The organism is Burkholderia sp. SIMBA_051, assembly GCF_046534915.1.
Classification (GTDB): Bacteria; Pseudomonadota; Gammaproteobacteria; order Burkholderiales; family Burkholderiaceae; genus Burkholderia; species Burkholderia ambifaria.
Map to the genome: position 1 here is coordinate 709775 of NZ_JAWRXS010000002.1, position 16568 is coordinate 726342.

The following is a 16568-nucleotide window of genomic DNA, read 5'->3' on the forward strand; positions in this document are numbered from 1 at the left end:
CGTCGCGAGGCGTGTCTGTTGGATGGCCGGCGCGTCGACTGCCCCGCCCGCGCCGCGGCGGCAAAAATCGATCTACACGACGCGATCCGCGCGCAGCCGCGCCAGCTCGTCCGTCGACAGCCCGAGCCAGCCGCCGAGCACGTCGTCCGTATCGGCGCCGAGCACCGGCGGCGCACCGCGCACCGGCAGGCGCGCGCCGTCGAAGCGGTACGGCGGCGCGAGCACGTCGACGCCGCCCGCGACCGGATGCGGCTGCCGCGTGACGAGCCCCGCGCGGGTCGCACGCTCCGACGTCAGCGCGTCGTGCAGCCCGAGCACTTCGCCGCACGGAATGCCCGCGCCGGAAAGCGCCGCGAGCAGCGTCGCGCGCGGCCGACGCGCAAGCTCGCGGCGGAGCTCCGGCAGCAGCTCGGCGCGATTCGCGGAACGGCCGAGGTTGGTCCTGTAGCGTTCGTCCGCGGCGAGGTCGGGCCGCTCGATCGCGTCGCAGAAACGCGCGAACTGCGTGTTGTTGCCGACCGTGATCACGAGCGGGCCGTCGGCCGCATCGAACACGCCGTACGGCACGATCGACGGATGCGCGTTGCCGTAGCGCGGCGGATCCTCGCCCATCAGCAGCGCGTCGAGCCCGTAGTACGCGGTGATCATCAGCCCGCAGTCGAACAGCGCCATCTCGATTTGCCGTCCGCGCCCCGTCGCATGGCGCTCGTACAGCGCGGCCAGAATCGCCTGCGCCGAATACATGCCGGTGAACAGGTCGACCGCCGCGACGCCGAACTTCAGCGGCGGCTGGCCGGCCTCGCCGTTCAGCGCCATCAGCCCCGCCTCGCCCTGCACGACGAGGTCATAGCCGGGCCGCGCGGCCTCCGGGCCCGAACGGTCGTAGCCCGAGATCGCGCAATGCACGAGCCGCGGATTCAGCTCGGCCAGCGCGTCGTAGCCGAGCCCGAGCTTTTCCGCGCCGCCCGCCTTGAAGTTGTGGATCAGCACGTCGGCCTGCGTGGCGAGCTCGCGCGCGATGCGCCGCCCGGCTTCCGTCTGCAGGTCGACGCAGATCGACCGCTTGCTGCGGTTCACGCTGTTGAAGTAGGTCGTCTCGGTGTCGCCGATCCGCAGCCCCCAGTCGCGCGTGTCGTCGCCGCGCGCCGGATGCTCGATCTTGATCACGTCCGCGCCGAAATCGGCGAGCACCATCGCGCTCCACGGGCCCGCGAGCACGCGCGAGAAATCGAGCACCTTCACGCCGGCCAGCGGCAATGCGCGCGGGTCGTTCGTCATCGTTGTCTCCTCCATTCGCGTCGTTGTTCTTTACTGTTTCGACAGCGCGATATAGCGCGCGAGATGATGGTCCTCGTCTCCGAGCTGGTGATCGATCATCACCAGCCGCTTCGCGTAGTGCGACAGCGGCAGCTCCCACGTCATCCCGATCCCGCCGTGCAGCTGGATGCTTTCCTCGGCGACCAGCGTGCCGATCCGGCCGATGCTGTACTTGGCCGCCGCGAGCGCGCGCTCGCGCACCGCACGCGGCGCATCGAGCTGCGCGGCCGCGTTGATCACCGCCGAGCGCGCCTGCTCGACTTCGAGCAGCAGGTCGGCCATCCGGTGCTGCAGCGCCTGGAAGCTGCCGATCGGCATCCCGAACTGCTTGCGCGTGCGCAGGTAGTCGAGCGTGTATTCCTTCGCGACGTCCATCGCGCCGAGCGCTTCGGCCGACAGCGCGAGCAGCCCGTAGCCGAGCACGCGTTCGAGCAGCGCGGCGCCCGCTTCGCCGTCGTGCGCATCCGGCCCGCCGAGCGCGGCATCGGCCGGCAGCGCGACACGCTCGAAACGCACTTCGGCCGCGCGGCCGCCATCGATTTTCCGGTAGTCGCGCAGCGACACGCCCGGCGCGTCGGCCGGCACGACGAACAGGCCGATGCCGGCCGCGTCGTCGTCGTGACCAGACACGCGCGCGCTGACGACGAAGAACGCCGCCTGCGCGGCCTGATCGACGACGCCCTTCTCGCCCGTCAGCACCCAGCCGTCGCCGACACGCTCGGCGCGTGTGCGCACCGTCGTCAGTTCGTAGTGCGAGCCCGGCTCGTCGTGCGCGAACGCGGCGCTCGCGCTGCCGTCGATCAGCGCGGCAAGCCGCTCGCGATGCGCGGCGGCGCCGGCGAGCGACAGCGCGCGGCCGGCGAGCAGCGCGCCGAGGAATGGCTCGACGACGAGCCCGCGCCCGAGGCATTCGAACACCACGGCGATGTCGAAGCCCGCGCCGCCGAAGCCGCCGTCGGCCTCGGCGAACAGCGCGCCGACTGCGCCGAGTTCGGCGAAGCGCTGCCACATCGTGCGATCGAACCCGTCGGCCGACTGCGCGATGCGATCGCGCACCGGGAACGCGTACCGTTCGGCGATGAAGCGGTTCAACGTGTCCGCCAGCATCCGGCGGTCTTCTGTGTGCTGGAAATCCATCGTCGCGTCCCTCGTTACAGCCCGAGCATCATCTTCGCGATGATGTTCTTCTGGATCTCGTTCGAGCCGCCGAAGATCGACAGCTTGCGGTTGTTGAAGTACTGCTGCGCGGCGCTCGCGGCCTCCTCCGGGCCGACCGGCTCGCCGTCGTGATCGCCGTCGAGCGCGTCCTCGACGAACGGCTGCGCGTACGGCCCCATCGCGCGGCGCATCAGCGCGGTGATCTCCTGGCGGATCTGCGTGCCGCGGATCTTCAGCATCGAGCTCTCGGCCCCCGGCACGCCGCCGCCCGCGACCGCGGCCAGCACGCGCAGGTTGGTCGTGCGCATGTTCTCGAGCTCGATCTCGACGCGCGCGACGCGCGCCGCGAAGAACGGATCGTCCGCGAGCGGCCGGCCGTTCTTCGTGACCTTCGCGGCCACCGCGCGCAGCCGCTCGAGCGCGGCCGTCGAGAAGCCGATGCCGGCGATGTTGGTGCGTTCGTACGTGAGCAGGTATTTCGCGCAGGTCCAGCCGCGGTTCTCTTCGCCGACCAGGTTCTCCACGGGCACGCGCACGTCGGTGAAGAACACTTCGTTCACCTCGTGCTCGCCGTCGAACGTGATGATCGGACGCACCTCGACACCCGGCGTGTTCATGTCGATCAGCAGGAAGCTGATGCCCTCCTGCTTGCGCACGTCGGTCGCGGTGCGCACGAGACAGAAGATCATGTTCGCGTAGTGACCGAGCGTGGTCCATGTCTTCTGACCGTTCACGACGTAGTGATCGCCGTGACGCACCGCGCTCGTCTTCACCGACGCGAGATCGGAACCGGCGCCCGGCTCCGAATAGCCCTGGCACCACCAGTCGGTGCCGTCGAGGATGCGCGGCAGCCAGTGGCGCTGCTGCGCTTCGCTGCCGTACTTGATCAGCACGGGCCCGAGCATGTTGACGCCGAACGGGACGATGCGCGGCGCGCCCGCGAGCGCGCATTCGTTGTCGAACAGGAACTTCTGCGCGACGCTCCAGCCGGGGCCGCCGAACTCGCGCGGCCAGTGGCTCGCGAGCCAGCCGCGGGCGTTCAGGATCGCGTGCCATTCGCGCATGTCGTCGCGCGTCAGATGCAGGCCGCCCTTCACCTTGCGCGCGGTGCGCGCCGGCAGTTCGGCGGCGAGAAAGCGCTGCACGTCGGCGCGGAACGCTTCCTCTTCGGGAGTGAAATTGAGGTCCATCGTAAGTCCGTTGCGAAGGCGGTGGGCGTTCAGTCGATGTGGTTCAGGCTCGCGAAATCCGCGCCGCGCTCGACCAGCTCGACGATCAGCGGCGAAGGCTTCCAGAACAGCGGATCCTCGTTCGCGAACGCGCGAATGTCGGCGAGTACGTTCGCCAGGCCGACCGTGTCCGCGTAGTGCATCGGGCCGCCGCGATAACGCGGGAAGCCGTAGCCGTGCAGGAACACCGCGTCGACGTCGAGCGGGCGCAGCGCGATCTTCTCGTGCACGACGTTCGCGCCTTCGTTGATCAGCGCGGCGAGGTAGCGGCGCAGGATCTCGTCGTCGCTGAACGCGCGCGGCATGATGCCCTTCTTCGTGCGCTCGTCGGCGACGATGGCCTCGACTTCCGGGTCCGGCGTGCCGACGCGCGCGCCGTCCGGATACAGGTAGTAGCCGCGCGCGGTCTTCTGCCCGAACCAGCCGCGCTCACACAGCCGGTCGGAAATTTCCACGTAGCGCGCGCGCGGGTCGCGCGTCGCCGCGCGGCGCTTGCGGGTCGCCCAGCCGATGTCGCCGCCCGCGAGGTCGACGACCTGGAACGGTCCCATCGGGAAGCCGAAGTCGCGCACCGCGCGATCGATCTGATACGGCGACGCGCCGTCCTCCATCAGGTAGTCGGCCGCGGTGCGGTAGACCGCGAGGATCCGGTTGCCGATGAAGCCGTCGCACACGCCCGCGCGCACCGGCGTCTTCTTCAGCTGCTTCGCGAGCGCGAACGCCGTCGCGACGACCTCCGCGCTCACGCGTGCCGGCACGACGATCTCGAGCAGCTTCATCACGTTAGCCGGCGAGAAGAAATGCAGGCCGATCACGTCGGCCGGCCGGTCGATGCTGGCCGCCAGTTCGTCGATGTCGAGATACGACGTGTTGGTCGCGAGCACCGCGCCCGGCTTGCATACGCGCGCGAGTTCGGCGAACACCGCCTTCTTGACGGCCATGTCCTCGAACACGGCCTCGATCACGACGTCGGCCTGCGCGAGCGCGTCGTACGACGTGCTGCCCTTGAAGCGCGCGAGCCGCGCCGCATGCGCGGCCGGCGTCATCCGGCCCTTCGCGACGAGACCGTCGTAGACCTTCTCGACGTGCGCGCGCCCGCGTGCGAGCGCCGCCTCGTCGCGCTCGATCATCGTCACGGGCAGCCCGGCATCGAGCGCCGCGACCGCGATTCCCGCGCCCATCGTGCCGCCGCCGACCACGCCGATCCGCTCGACCGGACGCGCGCTCGCGCGGCGCGCCTCGGGCGCCTTCGCCGCCTCACGCTCCGCGAAGAACGCGTGCACGAGGCCCGCGCGCTGCGGGCTGTCGATGCATTGCAGGAACAGGCTGCGTTCGAGCTTCATCCCCGCGTCGAACGACTGCGTGAGCGCGGCCTCGACCGCGTCGACGATCTTCGCCGGCGAGAACAGGCCACGCGACTTCTTCGGCACGTCGGCGCGCGCGGCGTCGATCGCGGCCTGCGCGCTCGCGCGATCGGCGAGCCCCCGCGCATCGCGCGTGCGCCGTGCCGGCGCGCCGAGCGACACGAGTTCCTGCGCATAGGCCAGGCCTTCGGCAAGCGTGTCGTCGCTGTGCGCGAGGCGGTCGACGAGGCCGAGCGCGAGCGCTTCGTCGGCGCTCGCGTGACGCCCCGTCAGCATCAGGTCGAGCGCGGCCTTCGCGCCGATCAGGCGCGGCGCGCGCTGCGTGCCGCCCGCGCCGGGCAGCAGGCCGAGCGTGACTTCGGGCAGCCCCAGCTTCGCGCCGGGCACCGCGAGCCGGTAATGCGCGGCGAGCGCGACCTCGAGGCCGCCGCCGAGCGTCGCGCCGTGCAGCGCGACCACGACCGGCTTCGCGCTCGACTCGATTCGCTCGCATACGTCGGGCAGCGACGGCGGCACCGGCGGCTTGCCGAATTCGCGGATGTCGGCGCCCGCGATGAAGTTGCGGCCGGCGCCGACGATCAGCACCGCGCGGATCGCGTCGTCGGTCTGCGCGGCGTCGAGCGCGTCGGCCAGGCCACGCCGCACGTCGGCGGACAACGCGTTGACGGGCGGATGGTCGATCGTGACGACGAGCACCTTGTCGCGGCGTTCGCGCGTGACGGTGCCGGCGCGGGAGGGTTCGGGGGAAGCGGTTGAATGCATCGTGTCTCCAGTGCGGTACGCCGGGCGGCAGCCGCGGGACGGGCCGGCGGCGCCGGTTCCGCGCTCCCGCGCGGCGGGAAACGATCCGGCGTGGTTGCCGGGGATGACTCGATTCTCGATTGATCGAGATTCATTGACAATTCCCGCATGGCTTTACAAGCTGTCAAGTCTGACTTGACATTGAATGCTTTCGAACCGTTAAACGGGACGGATCAGGAGACACCGGACATGGACCTGAACGCGCTGACGCTGCTCGTCGAGATCCTCGACGCAGGCAATCTGAGCAAGGCCGCGCAGCGGCTCAAGGTGAGTCGCGCGAACGTCAGCTACCGGCTGAACCAGCTCGAACGCTCGATCGGCCAGCAGCTCGTGCGCCGCACGACGCGCCGCATCGAGCCGACCGAGATCGGGCTGAAGCTGTACGAGCACGGCCGGCGCATCCGCAACGAACTGCTCGCCGCGCAGGAGTCGGTGACGACGCTCGGCCAGGACCTGCAGGGCCGCGTGCGGCTGTCGGTGCCGAGCGGCTACGGGCAGATGGTGATGTCCGACTGGCTGCTCGCGTTCAAGCGGCTGCATCCGGGCATCGTGCTCGACGTGGTGTTCGAGAATCGCGTGGAAGACCTCATGCGCGACGAGATCGACATCGCGGTGCGCGTGATGCCGGAGCCGCCGCAGAACCTCGTCGCGCGCGACATGGGGGCGGTGCGCTACGTGGCGTGCGCGTCGGCCGCGTTCGCGGCCGCGCACGGCATGCCGGCGAGCCTCGGCGCGCTGGCCGCCGCGCCGGTCGTCACCGCGACGGTGATGGGGCGGCAGTTGCGGATCGCCGCGTATCTCGGCGACGAGCGCCACGAGGTGCTGCTCGAGCCGACGCTGATTTCGGAGAACTTCCTGTTTCTGCGCCAGGCGATCCTCGCCGGGATCGGCGTCGGCATCGTGCCCGACTACGTGGTGCAGGACGACATGCGGCGCAGCACGGTCGTCACGTCGCTCGACGCGTACCGGCTCAGCATCTTCGGCACGCACATGTACATGCTGTACATGCCGAACCGGCACCACACGCGTGCGACCGCAACGTTCATAGAGTTCATCCTCGAACAGGCCGGAAAGACCGGCCGGGGCGGGCCGGGCGCGATGCGTCAGGGTTTCCTGTCGGATGACAACCCGCCGCCCGCACGGCGACAATAGCGCGCCGCCCGTGCGGGGCGCGTGCCGCGCACACGCCGCCGCCTTCGAATTCACCGTTGCCGAGGGTTCAATGTTCGACCGGATTCGTCCGCATTCGCGTCCCTGGACGCTCGCCGCCGCAGTCGCATTCGCACTCGTCGCCTTCGGTGCCGGCTGCACGTCACCGTCCGCGCCGTCGGGCGCCGTCGTCCCGGTCGCCGCCGCATCGGGCGCCGCGGTGCCGCTGCCCGGCGTTCATGCGCCCGAACTGTCGTCGGGCTGGACCGACAAGCCGGGCTGGACCGCGCAGCACGCGATGATCGCGGCCGCGAACCCGCTCGCGACGCAGGCCGGCTACGACATGCTGAAGGCCGGCGGCACCGCGATCGACGCGGCGATCGCGACGCAAATGGTGCTCGCGCTCGTCGAGCCGCAATCGTCGGGGCTCGGCGGCGGCGCGTTCATGCTGTACTTCGACGGCCACGCGACGCAGGCGTACGACGGCCGCGAGACCGCGCCGGCCGCCGCGACCGACCGCCTGTTCTACGGCCCGACCGGCCAGCCGATGCGCTTCTACGAAGGTGTCGTCGGCGGGCGCTCGGTCGGCACGCCGGGCGTGCTGCGGATGCTCGACGCCGCGCATCGCGCGCACGGCAAGCTGCCGTGGCGCCGGCTGTTCCAGCCCGCGATCCGGCTCGCCGAGCACGGCTTCACGATCAGCCCGCGGCTGGCGATGCTGATCGCGAACGACAAGTACCTGATGAACGACCCGGCCGCGCGCGCGTACTTCTACAACGACGACGGCACGCCGAAGGCGGCCGGCACCGTGCTGAAGAACCCCGCGCTCGCGACCGTGCTGCGCCAGGTCGCCGACCGCGGCGCGAACGCGTTCTACACCGGCGCAATCGCGCGCGACATCGTCGCGAAGGTGCGCAAGCACCCGACCAATCCGGGTCTGCTGTCGCTGCAGGATCTCGCGCGCTACAAGGCGAAGGTACGTGCGCCGCTGTGTACCGACTACCGGCGCTCGGTGGTGTGCGGGATGCCGCCGCCGTCGTCGGGCGGCCTCGCGATCGCGCAGATGCTCGGCATCCTCGAGGCGATGCCCGACTGGCAGCAGATCGGCGCGCAGAAGCCGGTGCGCAACGAGGTCGGCTACGAGCCGACGCCGTTCGCCGCGCATCTGTTCAGCGAGGCCGGCCGCCTCGCGTACGCGGACCGCGCGCGCTACGTCGCCGATCCCGATTTCGCGCCGCTGCCGGGCGGCAGCTGGGCGAGCCTCACCGACAAGACCTATCTCGCGCAGCGTGCGCGCCTGATCGGCGACAACAGCATGGGCGTCGCGCAGGCCGGCACGCCGCAGGGCGCGGCGCTCGCGCTGGCCGACGACCGCAGCCCCGAATTGCCGTCGACCTCCGACATCGCGATCGTCGACCGCTACGGTCAGGCGCTGTCGATGACGACCAGCGTCGAGGACGCGTTCGGTTCGCGGCTGATGGTGCGCGGCTTCATGCTGAACAACCAGCTCACCGATTTCTCGTTCGTGTCGAGCGAGAACGGCCGGCCGGTCGCGAACCGCGTGCAACCCGGCAAGCGGCCGCGCTCCGCGATGTCGCCGGAACTCGTGTTCGACCAGAAGACGAAGCAGGTGACGATGATCGTCGGTTCGGCCGGCGGCCCCGCGATCATCAACCACGTCGCGAAAACGCTGATCGGCGTGCTCGACTGGGGGATGACGATGCAGCAGGCGATCGCGCTGCCGAACGTCGGGTCGACGAACGGGCCGACGCAGCTCGAGCGCGGCCGCGTGTCCGACGCGCTCGTCGACGGGCTGAAGGGACGCGGGCACGACGTGCAGGTCGTCGAGATGAACTCGGGACTGCAGGGGATCCAGCGGCTGAACGTGCAGGGGCAGACGGTGTGGTTCGGCGGCGCGGATCCGCGGCGCGAAGGGAATGCGATGGGGGATTGAGGCTGGCCGGTAGCGGCGGCGCGCATGCGCCGCCTGCTTCGCGTCACCCCCGCCCCTTCCACGGCACCACCCGCCGCTCGACCCACCTCATCGCGAGATCGAACAGCCACGCGATCGCGCCGATGATCAGGATGCCCATCACGACGATATCGGTGCGCAGGAAGCTCGACGCATTGAGCACCATCTGCCCGAGCCCGGCCGTCGCGGCGACCATCTCGGCCGCGACGAGCGTCGTCCAGCCGAACCCGATCGCGATCCGCAGCCCGGTGAGGATTTCCGGCAGCGCGGCCGGCAGCACGACGTGACGCACGATCTGCGCGAAGCTGCCGCCGAGCGAATACGCGGCATTGATCTGCTCGACCGTCGCCGCGCGCACGCCCGCGCGTGCGGCCATCGCGATCGGCGCGAAACACGCGAGGAAGATCACGACCAGCTTCGCCGTCTCGTCGATGCCGAACCAGATCACGACGAGCGGCAGGTACGCGAGCGGCGGCAGCGGCCGGTAGAACTCCAGCAGCGGATCGAGCACGCCGCGCGCGATGCGGCTCACGCCCATCAGGATGCCGGCCGGCACGCCGATCGCGGCCGCGAGCACGAACGCGCCGAACACGCGCGCGGCACTCCACAACAGATGCTCCGACAACGGCTGGCCGCCCTGGATGCGGCCGTGCCACGCGTCGACGAACGCCGCCCACACCGCTTCCGGCGCAGGCAGGAACAGCGGCGGCAGCCACTGCCGATGCGTCGCGACCCACCACAGCACGGCCAGCGCCGCGACCGTGGCCGCGCTCAAGGCCGCCGTCCTGCCCTGCCCCGGCAACCGGTAGCGATGCGATGCGCGCGCGGGCCGCGCCGCGAGGCGACGCTGCGTCGCGCGCCGATCCTGCCCGAACTCCGCGGCCGCTCGATCGGCCGCCCGCGAACTCTGCGTGCTCATGTCGTCCTGCCTGTGCAATGGTCTGATCCGGCCGCGCCCGACGGACGCGCCCTGCCGCGCGAACTCATGCATCACGCGGTCTGCGCGACCGCCTCGTCGCGATGCAGGTACGCGATGAGCCGCTCGCGCCATTCGATGAAATCCGGCGACGACTTCACCGCGCGCGCATCGCGCGATTCGACGTAGCGCCGCGCGAACGGCAGCTCGAAGGTTTCCGCGATGCGGCCGGGGCCGGGCGTCATCACGACGAGGCGCGTCGCGAGGAACAGCGCCTCCTCGACGTCGTGCGTGATGAAGAACACCGTCTTGCCGGTACGCGCCCACACGTCGAGTACGAGCGCCTGCATCGTGCCGCGCGTCATCGCGTCGAGCGCACCCATCGGTTCGTCCATCAGCAGCACGCGCGGATCGCTCGCGAGCGCACGCGCGATGCCGACCCGCTGCTGCATGCCGCCCGACAGTTCGTATACGCGCGCATGCGCATGGCGCTCGAGGCCGACGAGCGCGAGCATCTCGCGCGAGCGCGCTTCGCGTTCGGACTTCGACACGCGTGCGAAACGCAGCCCGAGCGCGACGTTCCCGAGCACGTCGAGCCACGGCAGCAACGCGTATTTCTGGAACACGACGCCGCGATCGGCGCCGGGACCCGTGACCGGCACGCCATCGACGCGCACGTCGCCCGTCGTCGGCGCGACGAAGCCGGCCATGCAGTTCAGCAACGTCGTCTTCCCGCACCCCGACGCGCCGAGCGCGACGACGAATTCGCCGGAGTCGATGCGCAGGTCGACGCGCGCGAGTGCCTGCGTCGTCGGCCGACCGCGTTCGCCCGGATAAGAGACCGATACCTGACGGACTTCCAGCGTGCTCATGATCGAGGGGCTCCGCGATGAGTGGCCTGGGATGCCTGAACTACCGCGCTCAGCGCGCAGCCTTCCGAACGAACTGCGGATCGACGCCGACCGAGTAGTCGGCGAGCACCGCCTGGATCGTGCCCTGCGATTTCAGGAACGCAGCGGTGGCCGCGAGCGACTTCGCGGCGCCCGACTGCGCACCGCCGCCGAGCCACGTCGGCGACGCCTGCTCGGCCGGCGTCGGGAACGCGTAGAGCGCGAGGCTTGCCGGCACGTCCTGCGCGTTCGCGCCCGACACCTTCGCGACCGCCGCGACCTGCGGCGAGCCGGCCTGCCACGCGGCGGTGTGCGCGCGGTAATCGGCGTCGGCTGCCGCGAGCACCTTCACGAAGCGCGCGACGAACTCGGGATTCTCGCGTGCGAACTTGCGGCTCACGACGAAGCCGTCGAAGGTCGCCTTGCCGCTTTCCTTCGCGACCCGGCCCGACGTCGTCAGCACGGTGCCCGACTGCTTGACCTTCGCGAGCACCGGATCCCAGATGTAGGTCGCGTCGATGTCACCGCGCGTCCAGGCGGCCGCGACCTCGGGCGGACGCAGGTTGACGATCTTCACGTCGTTCGGATTCACGCCGGCGGCCTGCAGCGCGACGAGCGTATGGAAATGTGACGTCGACACGAACGGCACGCCGATCTTCCTGCCCTTCAGCGCGGCGATGCTGGTCACGCCGGCGCCGTTGCGCGCGACGAGCGCCTCGGCGTCGTTGATGTTGTCGAGCACCCAGAACAGCGAGATGTCGAGCCCTTGCGACAGGCCGGCCGCGATCGGGCTGGAGCCGGCCTCGCCGAGCTGCACGGAGCCCGACGCGAGCGCACGGATCACGTCGGCGCCGCTATCGAGCTTGCGGAACGTGACCTTGTAGCCGGTCGCCTTCTCCACTTCACCGCTCGCCTGCGCGTAGCGCCACGGCACGACCATGTCCTGGTACGCGATCACGACTTCGCGCGATTCGGCGTGCGCCGCGCCGAGCGCGGCAAAGGCGGTCAGCGCGACGACGGCGCGGCGGATGAAGCGGAAACGGTGCATGCGGCTCTCCTTCGAATGCGGGCATTGCTGCGAGAGAGCCGACTATAGGAGCTTTGCGCGCGGCGGGAGCGAACTTATCCTGCGAAGCTATCGATGCCGTTTCAGCTTTGCTTTCCACGCTGAACCAGATCGCGCATCCGGTCAGATGACGATTGTCGTGCGCATGCGCGAGCAGAGCAGCAGCCGCGCCAACGAAAAAGCCCGCATCGCTGCGGGCTTTTGTTCGACTGCGTGACTGCCGCAGAGAGGCGGATGCGGCGCTCAGACCACCCCTGCCCCATGAGCCTGCAGATCGGCGTGATAGCTCGAACGCACCATCGCGCCAACCGCCGCGTGCGTGAAGCCCATCTTGTACGCCTCTTCCTCGTACATCTTGAACGTATCCGGATGCACGTACGCGCGCACCGGCAGGTGGTGCTCCGACGGCTGCAGGTACTGACCGATCGTCAGCATGTCGACGTCGTGCGCGCGCAGGTCGCGCATCACCTGCAGGATTTCCTCTTCCGTCTCGCCGAGGCCGACCATCAGGCCCGACTTCGTCGCGACGTCCGGATGCAGCGCCTTGAAGTCCTTCAGGAGCTTCAGCGAGTGCGCGTAGTCCGAACCCGGGCGCGCTTCCTTGTACAGGCGCGGCACCGTTTCGAGGTTGTGGTTCATCACGTCGGGCGGCGCCGCGTTCAGGATCGAGATCGCACGGTCGAGACGACCGCGGAAGTCCGGCGTCAGGATCTCGATGCGCGTTTCCGGCGACTGCTCGCGCACTTCGCGGATGCACTCGACGAAGTGGGCCGCGCCGCCGTCGCGCAGGTCGTCGCGGTCGACGCTCGTGATCACCACGTACTTGAGCTTCAGCGCGGCGATGGTGCGCGCGAGGTTCTTCGGTTCGTCCGCGTCGAGCGGATCGGGGCGGCCGTGGCCGACGTCGCAGAACGGGCAGCGGCGCGTGCACTTGTCGCCCATGATCATGAACGTCGCGGTGCCCTTGCCGAAGCATTCGCCGATGTTCGGGCAGCTCGCTTCCTCGCACACCGTATGCAGGTTGTGCTCGCGCAGGATCGTCTTGATCTCGTTGAAGCGCGAACTGCCGGTGGCCGCCTTCACGCGGATCCACTCCGGCTTCTTCAGCTTCTCGATCGGAATGACCTTGATCGGAATGCGCGCCGTCTTCGCCTGCGCCTTCTGCTTGGCGGTCGGATCGTAGGCTGCGGTCGCGGCCGAATCGGCCGGTGCGGGGGAAGCGGTAACGTCAGTCATTCGAATGTTCCAGTGCCTGCGGCTTGTCGGCGGCCGCGGATTCGCCATCGAGGTTGGCAATCAGACGGCCCACCAGCGTGTGGGCGACGTCGTTCCAGTCGGCGGCAACCTCGAGGCTCGCCATGTCGACGGTTTCCAGTCCGGCATAGCCGCACGGGTTGATCGCAAGGAACGGGCGCAGATCCATCTTCACGTTCAGGCTCAGCCCGTGATAGCTGCAGCCGTTGCGGATCTTCAGCCCAAGGGCCGCGATCTTCGCGCCTTCGTGCACGCCGGATGCCACGTAGATGCCCGGCGCGCCCGCCTTGCGGACCGAAGCGAGATTATACGCCGCGAGGGTTTCGATCACGGCCTCCTCGATCTTCGTCACGAGCGTGCGCACCATCAGCTTGCGCCGGCGCAGGTCGAGCAGCAGGTAGACGACGATCTGGCCGGGGCCGTGGTAGGTGATTTGTCCGCCGCGGTCGACCTTGACGAGCGGCACGCCGCTGTCGGCCACCAGCAGATGGGCCGGGTCGCCGGCCTGGCCGAGCGTGTAGACGGGCGGATGCTCGACGACCCAGATTTCGTCGCCGGTGTCGGCCGTGCGCGTGTCGGTGAACGCACGCATCGCGTCGAAGCTCGTCTCGTACGCCTCGCTGCCCCGCCAGCGCACGGTGACCGGCACGGCGGGCTGAACCGGAGACCCGGCGGGCGATTCGGAAACGGCGACGGGCGTGGACACGATGGGAACCGGCGAGACGGACATGGGCGGTAGTTTACCGAAAACCCATGGGTCTCGCCGGCCGGGGAAAGGGACGGATCACGAGGATCCGTCGGAGGAAAGGTGCGTCAGACGGTGCGCCAGCCGTCGTGGAGCAGCGCATTCACGCGGTTGCGCACCCGGGCCAGCACGCCGCGCGCGACTTCCGCGGCCGGCCGCGACACCGAGAACGCCACATGTGCGCCCTGCCCGCTTTCCGCGCTGAGCCACAGCCGCTCCCCGCGGCGCAGCCGCAGCGTCTCGCCGTCGACCAGGAAGTAGTCTTCGACGTCGTTGCTGCGCGTCGCCCACACCGGCCCGCATTGCACGGTCAGACGCGTGCTGCGTTGCACCTTCATCGGCACGGTTTCGCCCGCCGGGATTTCGAATGTGATGCTTGAAGAAATTTCTTGCATGATCGACTCCGCCAATAAGTGCTTCGATGGCTACAATCGTAGTCACTTAAAGGCGCCCGACCAAACGACCAATTTTCACGTCGATGTGAGGAAAATTAGCAAATGGACCTCCGCCAGCTCCCTGCGCTGAACGCCATTCGGGCGTTCGAAGCCGCCGCACGTCACGAGAATTTCTCGCGCGCCGCCGACGAACTCTTCGTCACGCACGGCGCGGTCAGCCATCAGGTGCGCGCGCTCGAGGAGGAGCTGGGCGTGCAATTGTTCGCGCGCAACGGCAAGCGGCTGTGCCTGACCGGCGCCGGCATGCGCTACGCGCAGCAGGTGCGCACCGCGCTGATGATGCTGGCCGACGCGACGCGCGAGGTGCGGGCAAGCGACCGCGACCGGCGGCTGGTGGTGTCGATGCTGTCGTCGTTCGCCGCGCGCTTCGTCACGCCGCGCATCGGTACGTTCATCGAGCGGCATCCGGAAATCGACGTCGAACTGCAGTCGACCAACAATCTGACCGATTTCGCGCGCGACGACGTCGACCTCGCGATCCGCTTCGGCTTCGGCAACTATCCGGGGCTGCACGTCGAGCCGCTGTTCGACGAAGTGTTCTTTCCGGCGTGCGCGCCGACGTTGAACGGCGGCAAGCTGCCGCAGACGCCCGCCGATCTCGTGCACTACAACCTGCTGCGATCGGACGACGAGCTGTGGCGGCCGTGGTTCGACGCGGCCGGGCTCGACACGCTGACCGAGCCGAAACGCGGGATTCTGTATCAGGATTCGTCGAACCTGCTGCTGGCCGCGATCGAGGGCCAGGGCATCGCGCTGGTGCGGCGCTCGCTGGCGGTGCACGACCTGCTCGACGGGCGCCTCGTGCGCCTGTTCGACATCGACGGGGCGAGCCCGTGGCACTATTTTTTCGTGTGTCCGCCGCCGCTGCTGAACGCGCCGCGCGTGCAGGCATTCAGGGCGTGGATGCTCGAGGAAGTCGCGCAATTCAAGCTGCTGTGCGACGAACTGGATGCGCGGCGCGCGGCGGGGAAGACCCCCGCCGAGTGCGCGCAGGAAGGCGGATGGAAGGGACTTAGAGTACGACCTTGACCATCGGATGGCCGGTCAAGGCGCGGTAGATATTGTCGAGCTGTTCCTGGCTCGTCGCGCGAACGGTGATCGTGAGGCCGGTGTAATTACCGCCGCTCGACACACGCTCCTCGATCTTCTCCACGTCGATCTCGTTGTCGTGGACGGCCACGACCTTGAAGATCGTGTCCTTGAATTCCGGGTGCGCCTTGCCCATGATCTTGATCGGGAAATCGCACGGAAACTCCAGCAGCGACTCCTTCCGGGTATCGATCGCGCCGGTGACCTCGATGGTTTTGGTCGGTTCGCTCATCATTTCCTCCGGGTTAGGTCAAACTGTTCAAACTCGCGCGCTTTCGCACGCTGGTACGCGTCGTACAACGCCGCGAACACGGGGCCCGGCTTGCCGCCCTGCACGGGCAGTTCGTCGAGCGACGTGACAGGCAGGATTTCCTTCGTGGCCGACGTGATCATGATCTCGTCCGCCGAGCGCAGCTCGACCTCGCTGAGTTCACGCGCGACGAACGGAATCCCGCATTGATTGGCCAGCTCCTCGACGAGCGCGTAGCGGATCCCCTCGAGGATCTTGTTGCTGCGCGGCGGCGCCATCAGCTCGCCGTTCTTCACGATCCATACGTTCGACGACGACCCTTCGGTCACCTTGTCGTCACGCAGCTGGATCGTCTCGAACGCATCGCGTTCGGCCGCATGCTGCGCCATCAGCACGTTGCCGAGCAACGAAATCGACTTGATGTCGCAATGCAGCCAGCGGCGATCCTCGGCCGTCACGCAGCGCACGCCGCGCGCGCGCTCGTCGTCCGACGGCAGGCGCAGCGGGCTCGTCATCGCGAACACCGTCGGCACCGTATTCGCCGGGAACGCATGACCGCGCTTCGCGACGCCGCGCGTCACCTGCAGGTAGACGAGCGCGTTGCCGTCGGCCAGGCCTTCCGCGTTCGCGGCGACCAGGCGCTCGATCAGCGCGCGCCAGCCGGCCGCGTCGTGCGGGTTGTCGATGCCGATCTTCTTCAGGCTGCGCGCGAGCCGGTCCAGATGCTGTTCGATCCGGAACGGCACGTGCGCGCCGTCGTGCGCATAAACGGGGACAACTTCATACACGCCATCGCCGAAGATGAACCCGCGGTCGAGCACCGGCACACGGGCTTGCGACAGCGGCACCAGTTCCTCCTGCGACGACACGCTGAGGTAGACGATCGGTTCGAATTCGGCTTGGCTCATAGCTA

Annotated in this window: 16 protein-coding genes; 4 read left to right on the plus strand and 12 right to left on the minus strand. The window is 69.0% G+C overall.

Features of this window, described 5'->3' with window-relative positions; translation table 11 throughout:
- Window positions 1–72 precede the first annotated feature (72 nt).
- The 4 genes from SB771_RS07255 to SB771_RS07270 are packed head-to-tail and all read right to left on the minus strand — an operon-like array spanning window position 73 to window position 5830.
- Complete coding sequence (locus SB771_RS07255; protein WP_175662494.1) at window positions 73–1278, minus strand: CaiB/BaiF CoA transferase family protein; 1206 nt, start codon at window positions 1276–1278, stop codon at window positions 73–75.
- 30 nt (window positions 1279–1308) lie between these two features.
- Complete coding sequence (locus SB771_RS07260; protein WP_175662493.1) at window positions 1309–2454, minus strand: acyl-CoA dehydrogenase family protein; 1146 nt, start codon at window positions 2452–2454, stop codon at window positions 1309–1311.
- Between the two features lie 14 nt (window positions 2455–2468).
- Window positions 2469–3665, minus strand: a complete 1197-nt coding sequence (locus SB771_RS07265; protein WP_175662492.1) for an acyl-CoA dehydrogenase family protein — start codon at window positions 3663–3665, stop codon at window positions 2469–2471.
- 29 nt (window positions 3666–3694) lie between these two features.
- Window positions 3695–5830: a 3-hydroxyacyl-CoA dehydrogenase NAD-binding domain-containing protein gene (locus tag SB771_RS07270; RefSeq protein WP_175662491.1), complete on the minus strand. Its 2136-nt coding sequence runs from the start codon at window positions 5828–5830 to the stop codon at window positions 3695–3697.
- Window positions 5831–6058: 228 nt separating this feature from the next.
- Here SB771_RS07270 and SB771_RS07275 point away from each other — a divergent pair, with 228 nt between their 5' ends.
- The gene (locus SB771_RS07275) at window positions 6059–7021 is read left to right on the plus strand and encodes a LysR family transcriptional regulator (protein WP_175662490.1); all 963 of its coding nucleotides are present in this window, start codon (window positions 6059–6061) and stop codon (window positions 7019–7021) included.
- 70 nt (window positions 7022–7091) lie between these two features.
- The gene (gene ggt / locus SB771_RS07280) at window positions 7092–8972 is read left to right on the plus strand and encodes a gamma-glutamyltransferase (protein WP_175662489.1); all 1881 of its coding nucleotides are present in this window, start codon (window positions 7092–7094) and stop codon (window positions 8970–8972) included.
- A 43-nt stretch (window positions 8973–9015) separates the two neighbouring features.
- Here ggt and SB771_RS07285 read toward each other — a convergent pair whose 3' ends face one another.
- Genes SB771_RS07285 through tauA form a run of 3 tightly spaced genes read right to left on the minus strand, consistent with a single transcriptional unit; the run spans window position 9016 to window position 11844 of the window.
- Window positions 9016–9981, minus strand: a complete 966-nt coding sequence (locus tag SB771_RS07285; RefSeq protein ID WP_175662520.1) for an ABC transporter permease subunit — start codon at window positions 9979–9981, stop codon at window positions 9016–9018.
- Window positions 9981–10778 (minus strand): taurine ABC transporter ATP-binding protein, encoded by a 798-nt coding sequence (locus SB771_RS07290; RefSeq protein ID WP_175662488.1) that lies wholly within the window; start codon window positions 10776–10778, stop codon window positions 9981–9983. Before SB771_RS07290 ends, SB771_RS07285 begins: the two co-directional genes overlap by 1 nt.
- A gap of 49 nt (window positions 10779–10827) precedes the next feature.
- Window positions 10828–11844 carry a taurine ABC transporter substrate-binding protein gene (gene tauA, locus SB771_RS07295; RefSeq protein ID WP_175662487.1) on the minus strand — a complete coding sequence of 339 codons (1017 nt, stop codon included), beginning with the start codon at window positions 11842–11844 and terminating at the stop codon, window positions 10828–10830.
- On the opposite strand from tauA, the gene SB771_RS07300 reads away from it, so the two are divergent.
- Window positions 11843–12079: a hypothetical protein gene (locus SB771_RS07300; RefSeq protein WP_175662486.1), complete on the plus strand. Its 237-nt coding sequence runs from the start codon at window positions 11843–11845 to the stop codon at window positions 12077–12079. The two genes, tauA and SB771_RS07300, sit on opposite strands and share 2 nt — an antisense overlap.
- Before the next feature lie 26 nt (window positions 12080–12105).
- On the opposite strand, the gene lipA is transcribed toward SB771_RS07300, so the two are convergent.
- The 3 genes from lipA to SB771_RS07315 form a co-directional block, all read right to left on the minus strand.
- On the minus strand, window positions 12106–13098 hold the full coding sequence (gene lipA, locus SB771_RS07305) for a lipoyl synthase (protein ID WP_006760316.1): 993 nt from the start codon (window positions 13096–13098) through the stop codon (window positions 12106–12108).
- Complete coding sequence (gene lipB / locus SB771_RS07310) at window positions 13091–13846, minus strand: lipoyl(octanoyl) transferase LipB (RefSeq protein ID WP_012364793.1); 756 nt, start codon at window positions 13844–13846, stop codon at window positions 13091–13093. The genes lipA and lipB overlap by 8 nt, the downstream gene beginning before the upstream one ends.
- Before the next feature lie 83 nt (window positions 13847–13929).
- Window positions 13930–14256 carry a DUF2917 domain-containing protein gene (locus SB771_RS07315; protein ID WP_165752088.1) on the minus strand — a complete coding sequence of 109 codons (327 nt, stop codon included), beginning with the start codon at window positions 14254–14256 and terminating at the stop codon, window positions 13930–13932.
- A 102-nt stretch (window positions 14257–14358) separates the two neighbouring features.
- On the opposite strand from SB771_RS07315, the gene SB771_RS07320 reads away from it, so the two are divergent.
- Window positions 14359–15345, plus strand: a complete 987-nt coding sequence (locus tag SB771_RS07320) for a transcriptional regulator GcvA (protein WP_175662485.1) — start codon at window positions 14359–14361, stop codon at window positions 15343–15345.
- On the opposite strand, the gene SB771_RS07325 is transcribed toward SB771_RS07320, so the two are convergent.
- Window positions 15329–15637, minus strand: a complete 309-nt coding sequence (locus tag SB771_RS07325; RefSeq protein ID WP_006760320.1) for a YbeD family protein — start codon at window positions 15635–15637, stop codon at window positions 15329–15331. The two genes, SB771_RS07320 and SB771_RS07325, sit on opposite strands and share 17 nt — an antisense overlap.
- Entirely contained in the window at window positions 15637–16563 is a 927-nt protein-coding gene (locus SB771_RS07330; protein ID WP_175662484.1) for a D-amino acid aminotransferase, read from the minus strand. Before SB771_RS07330 ends, SB771_RS07325 begins: the two co-directional genes overlap by 1 nt.
- Window positions 16564–16568: the final 5 nt, after the last annotated feature.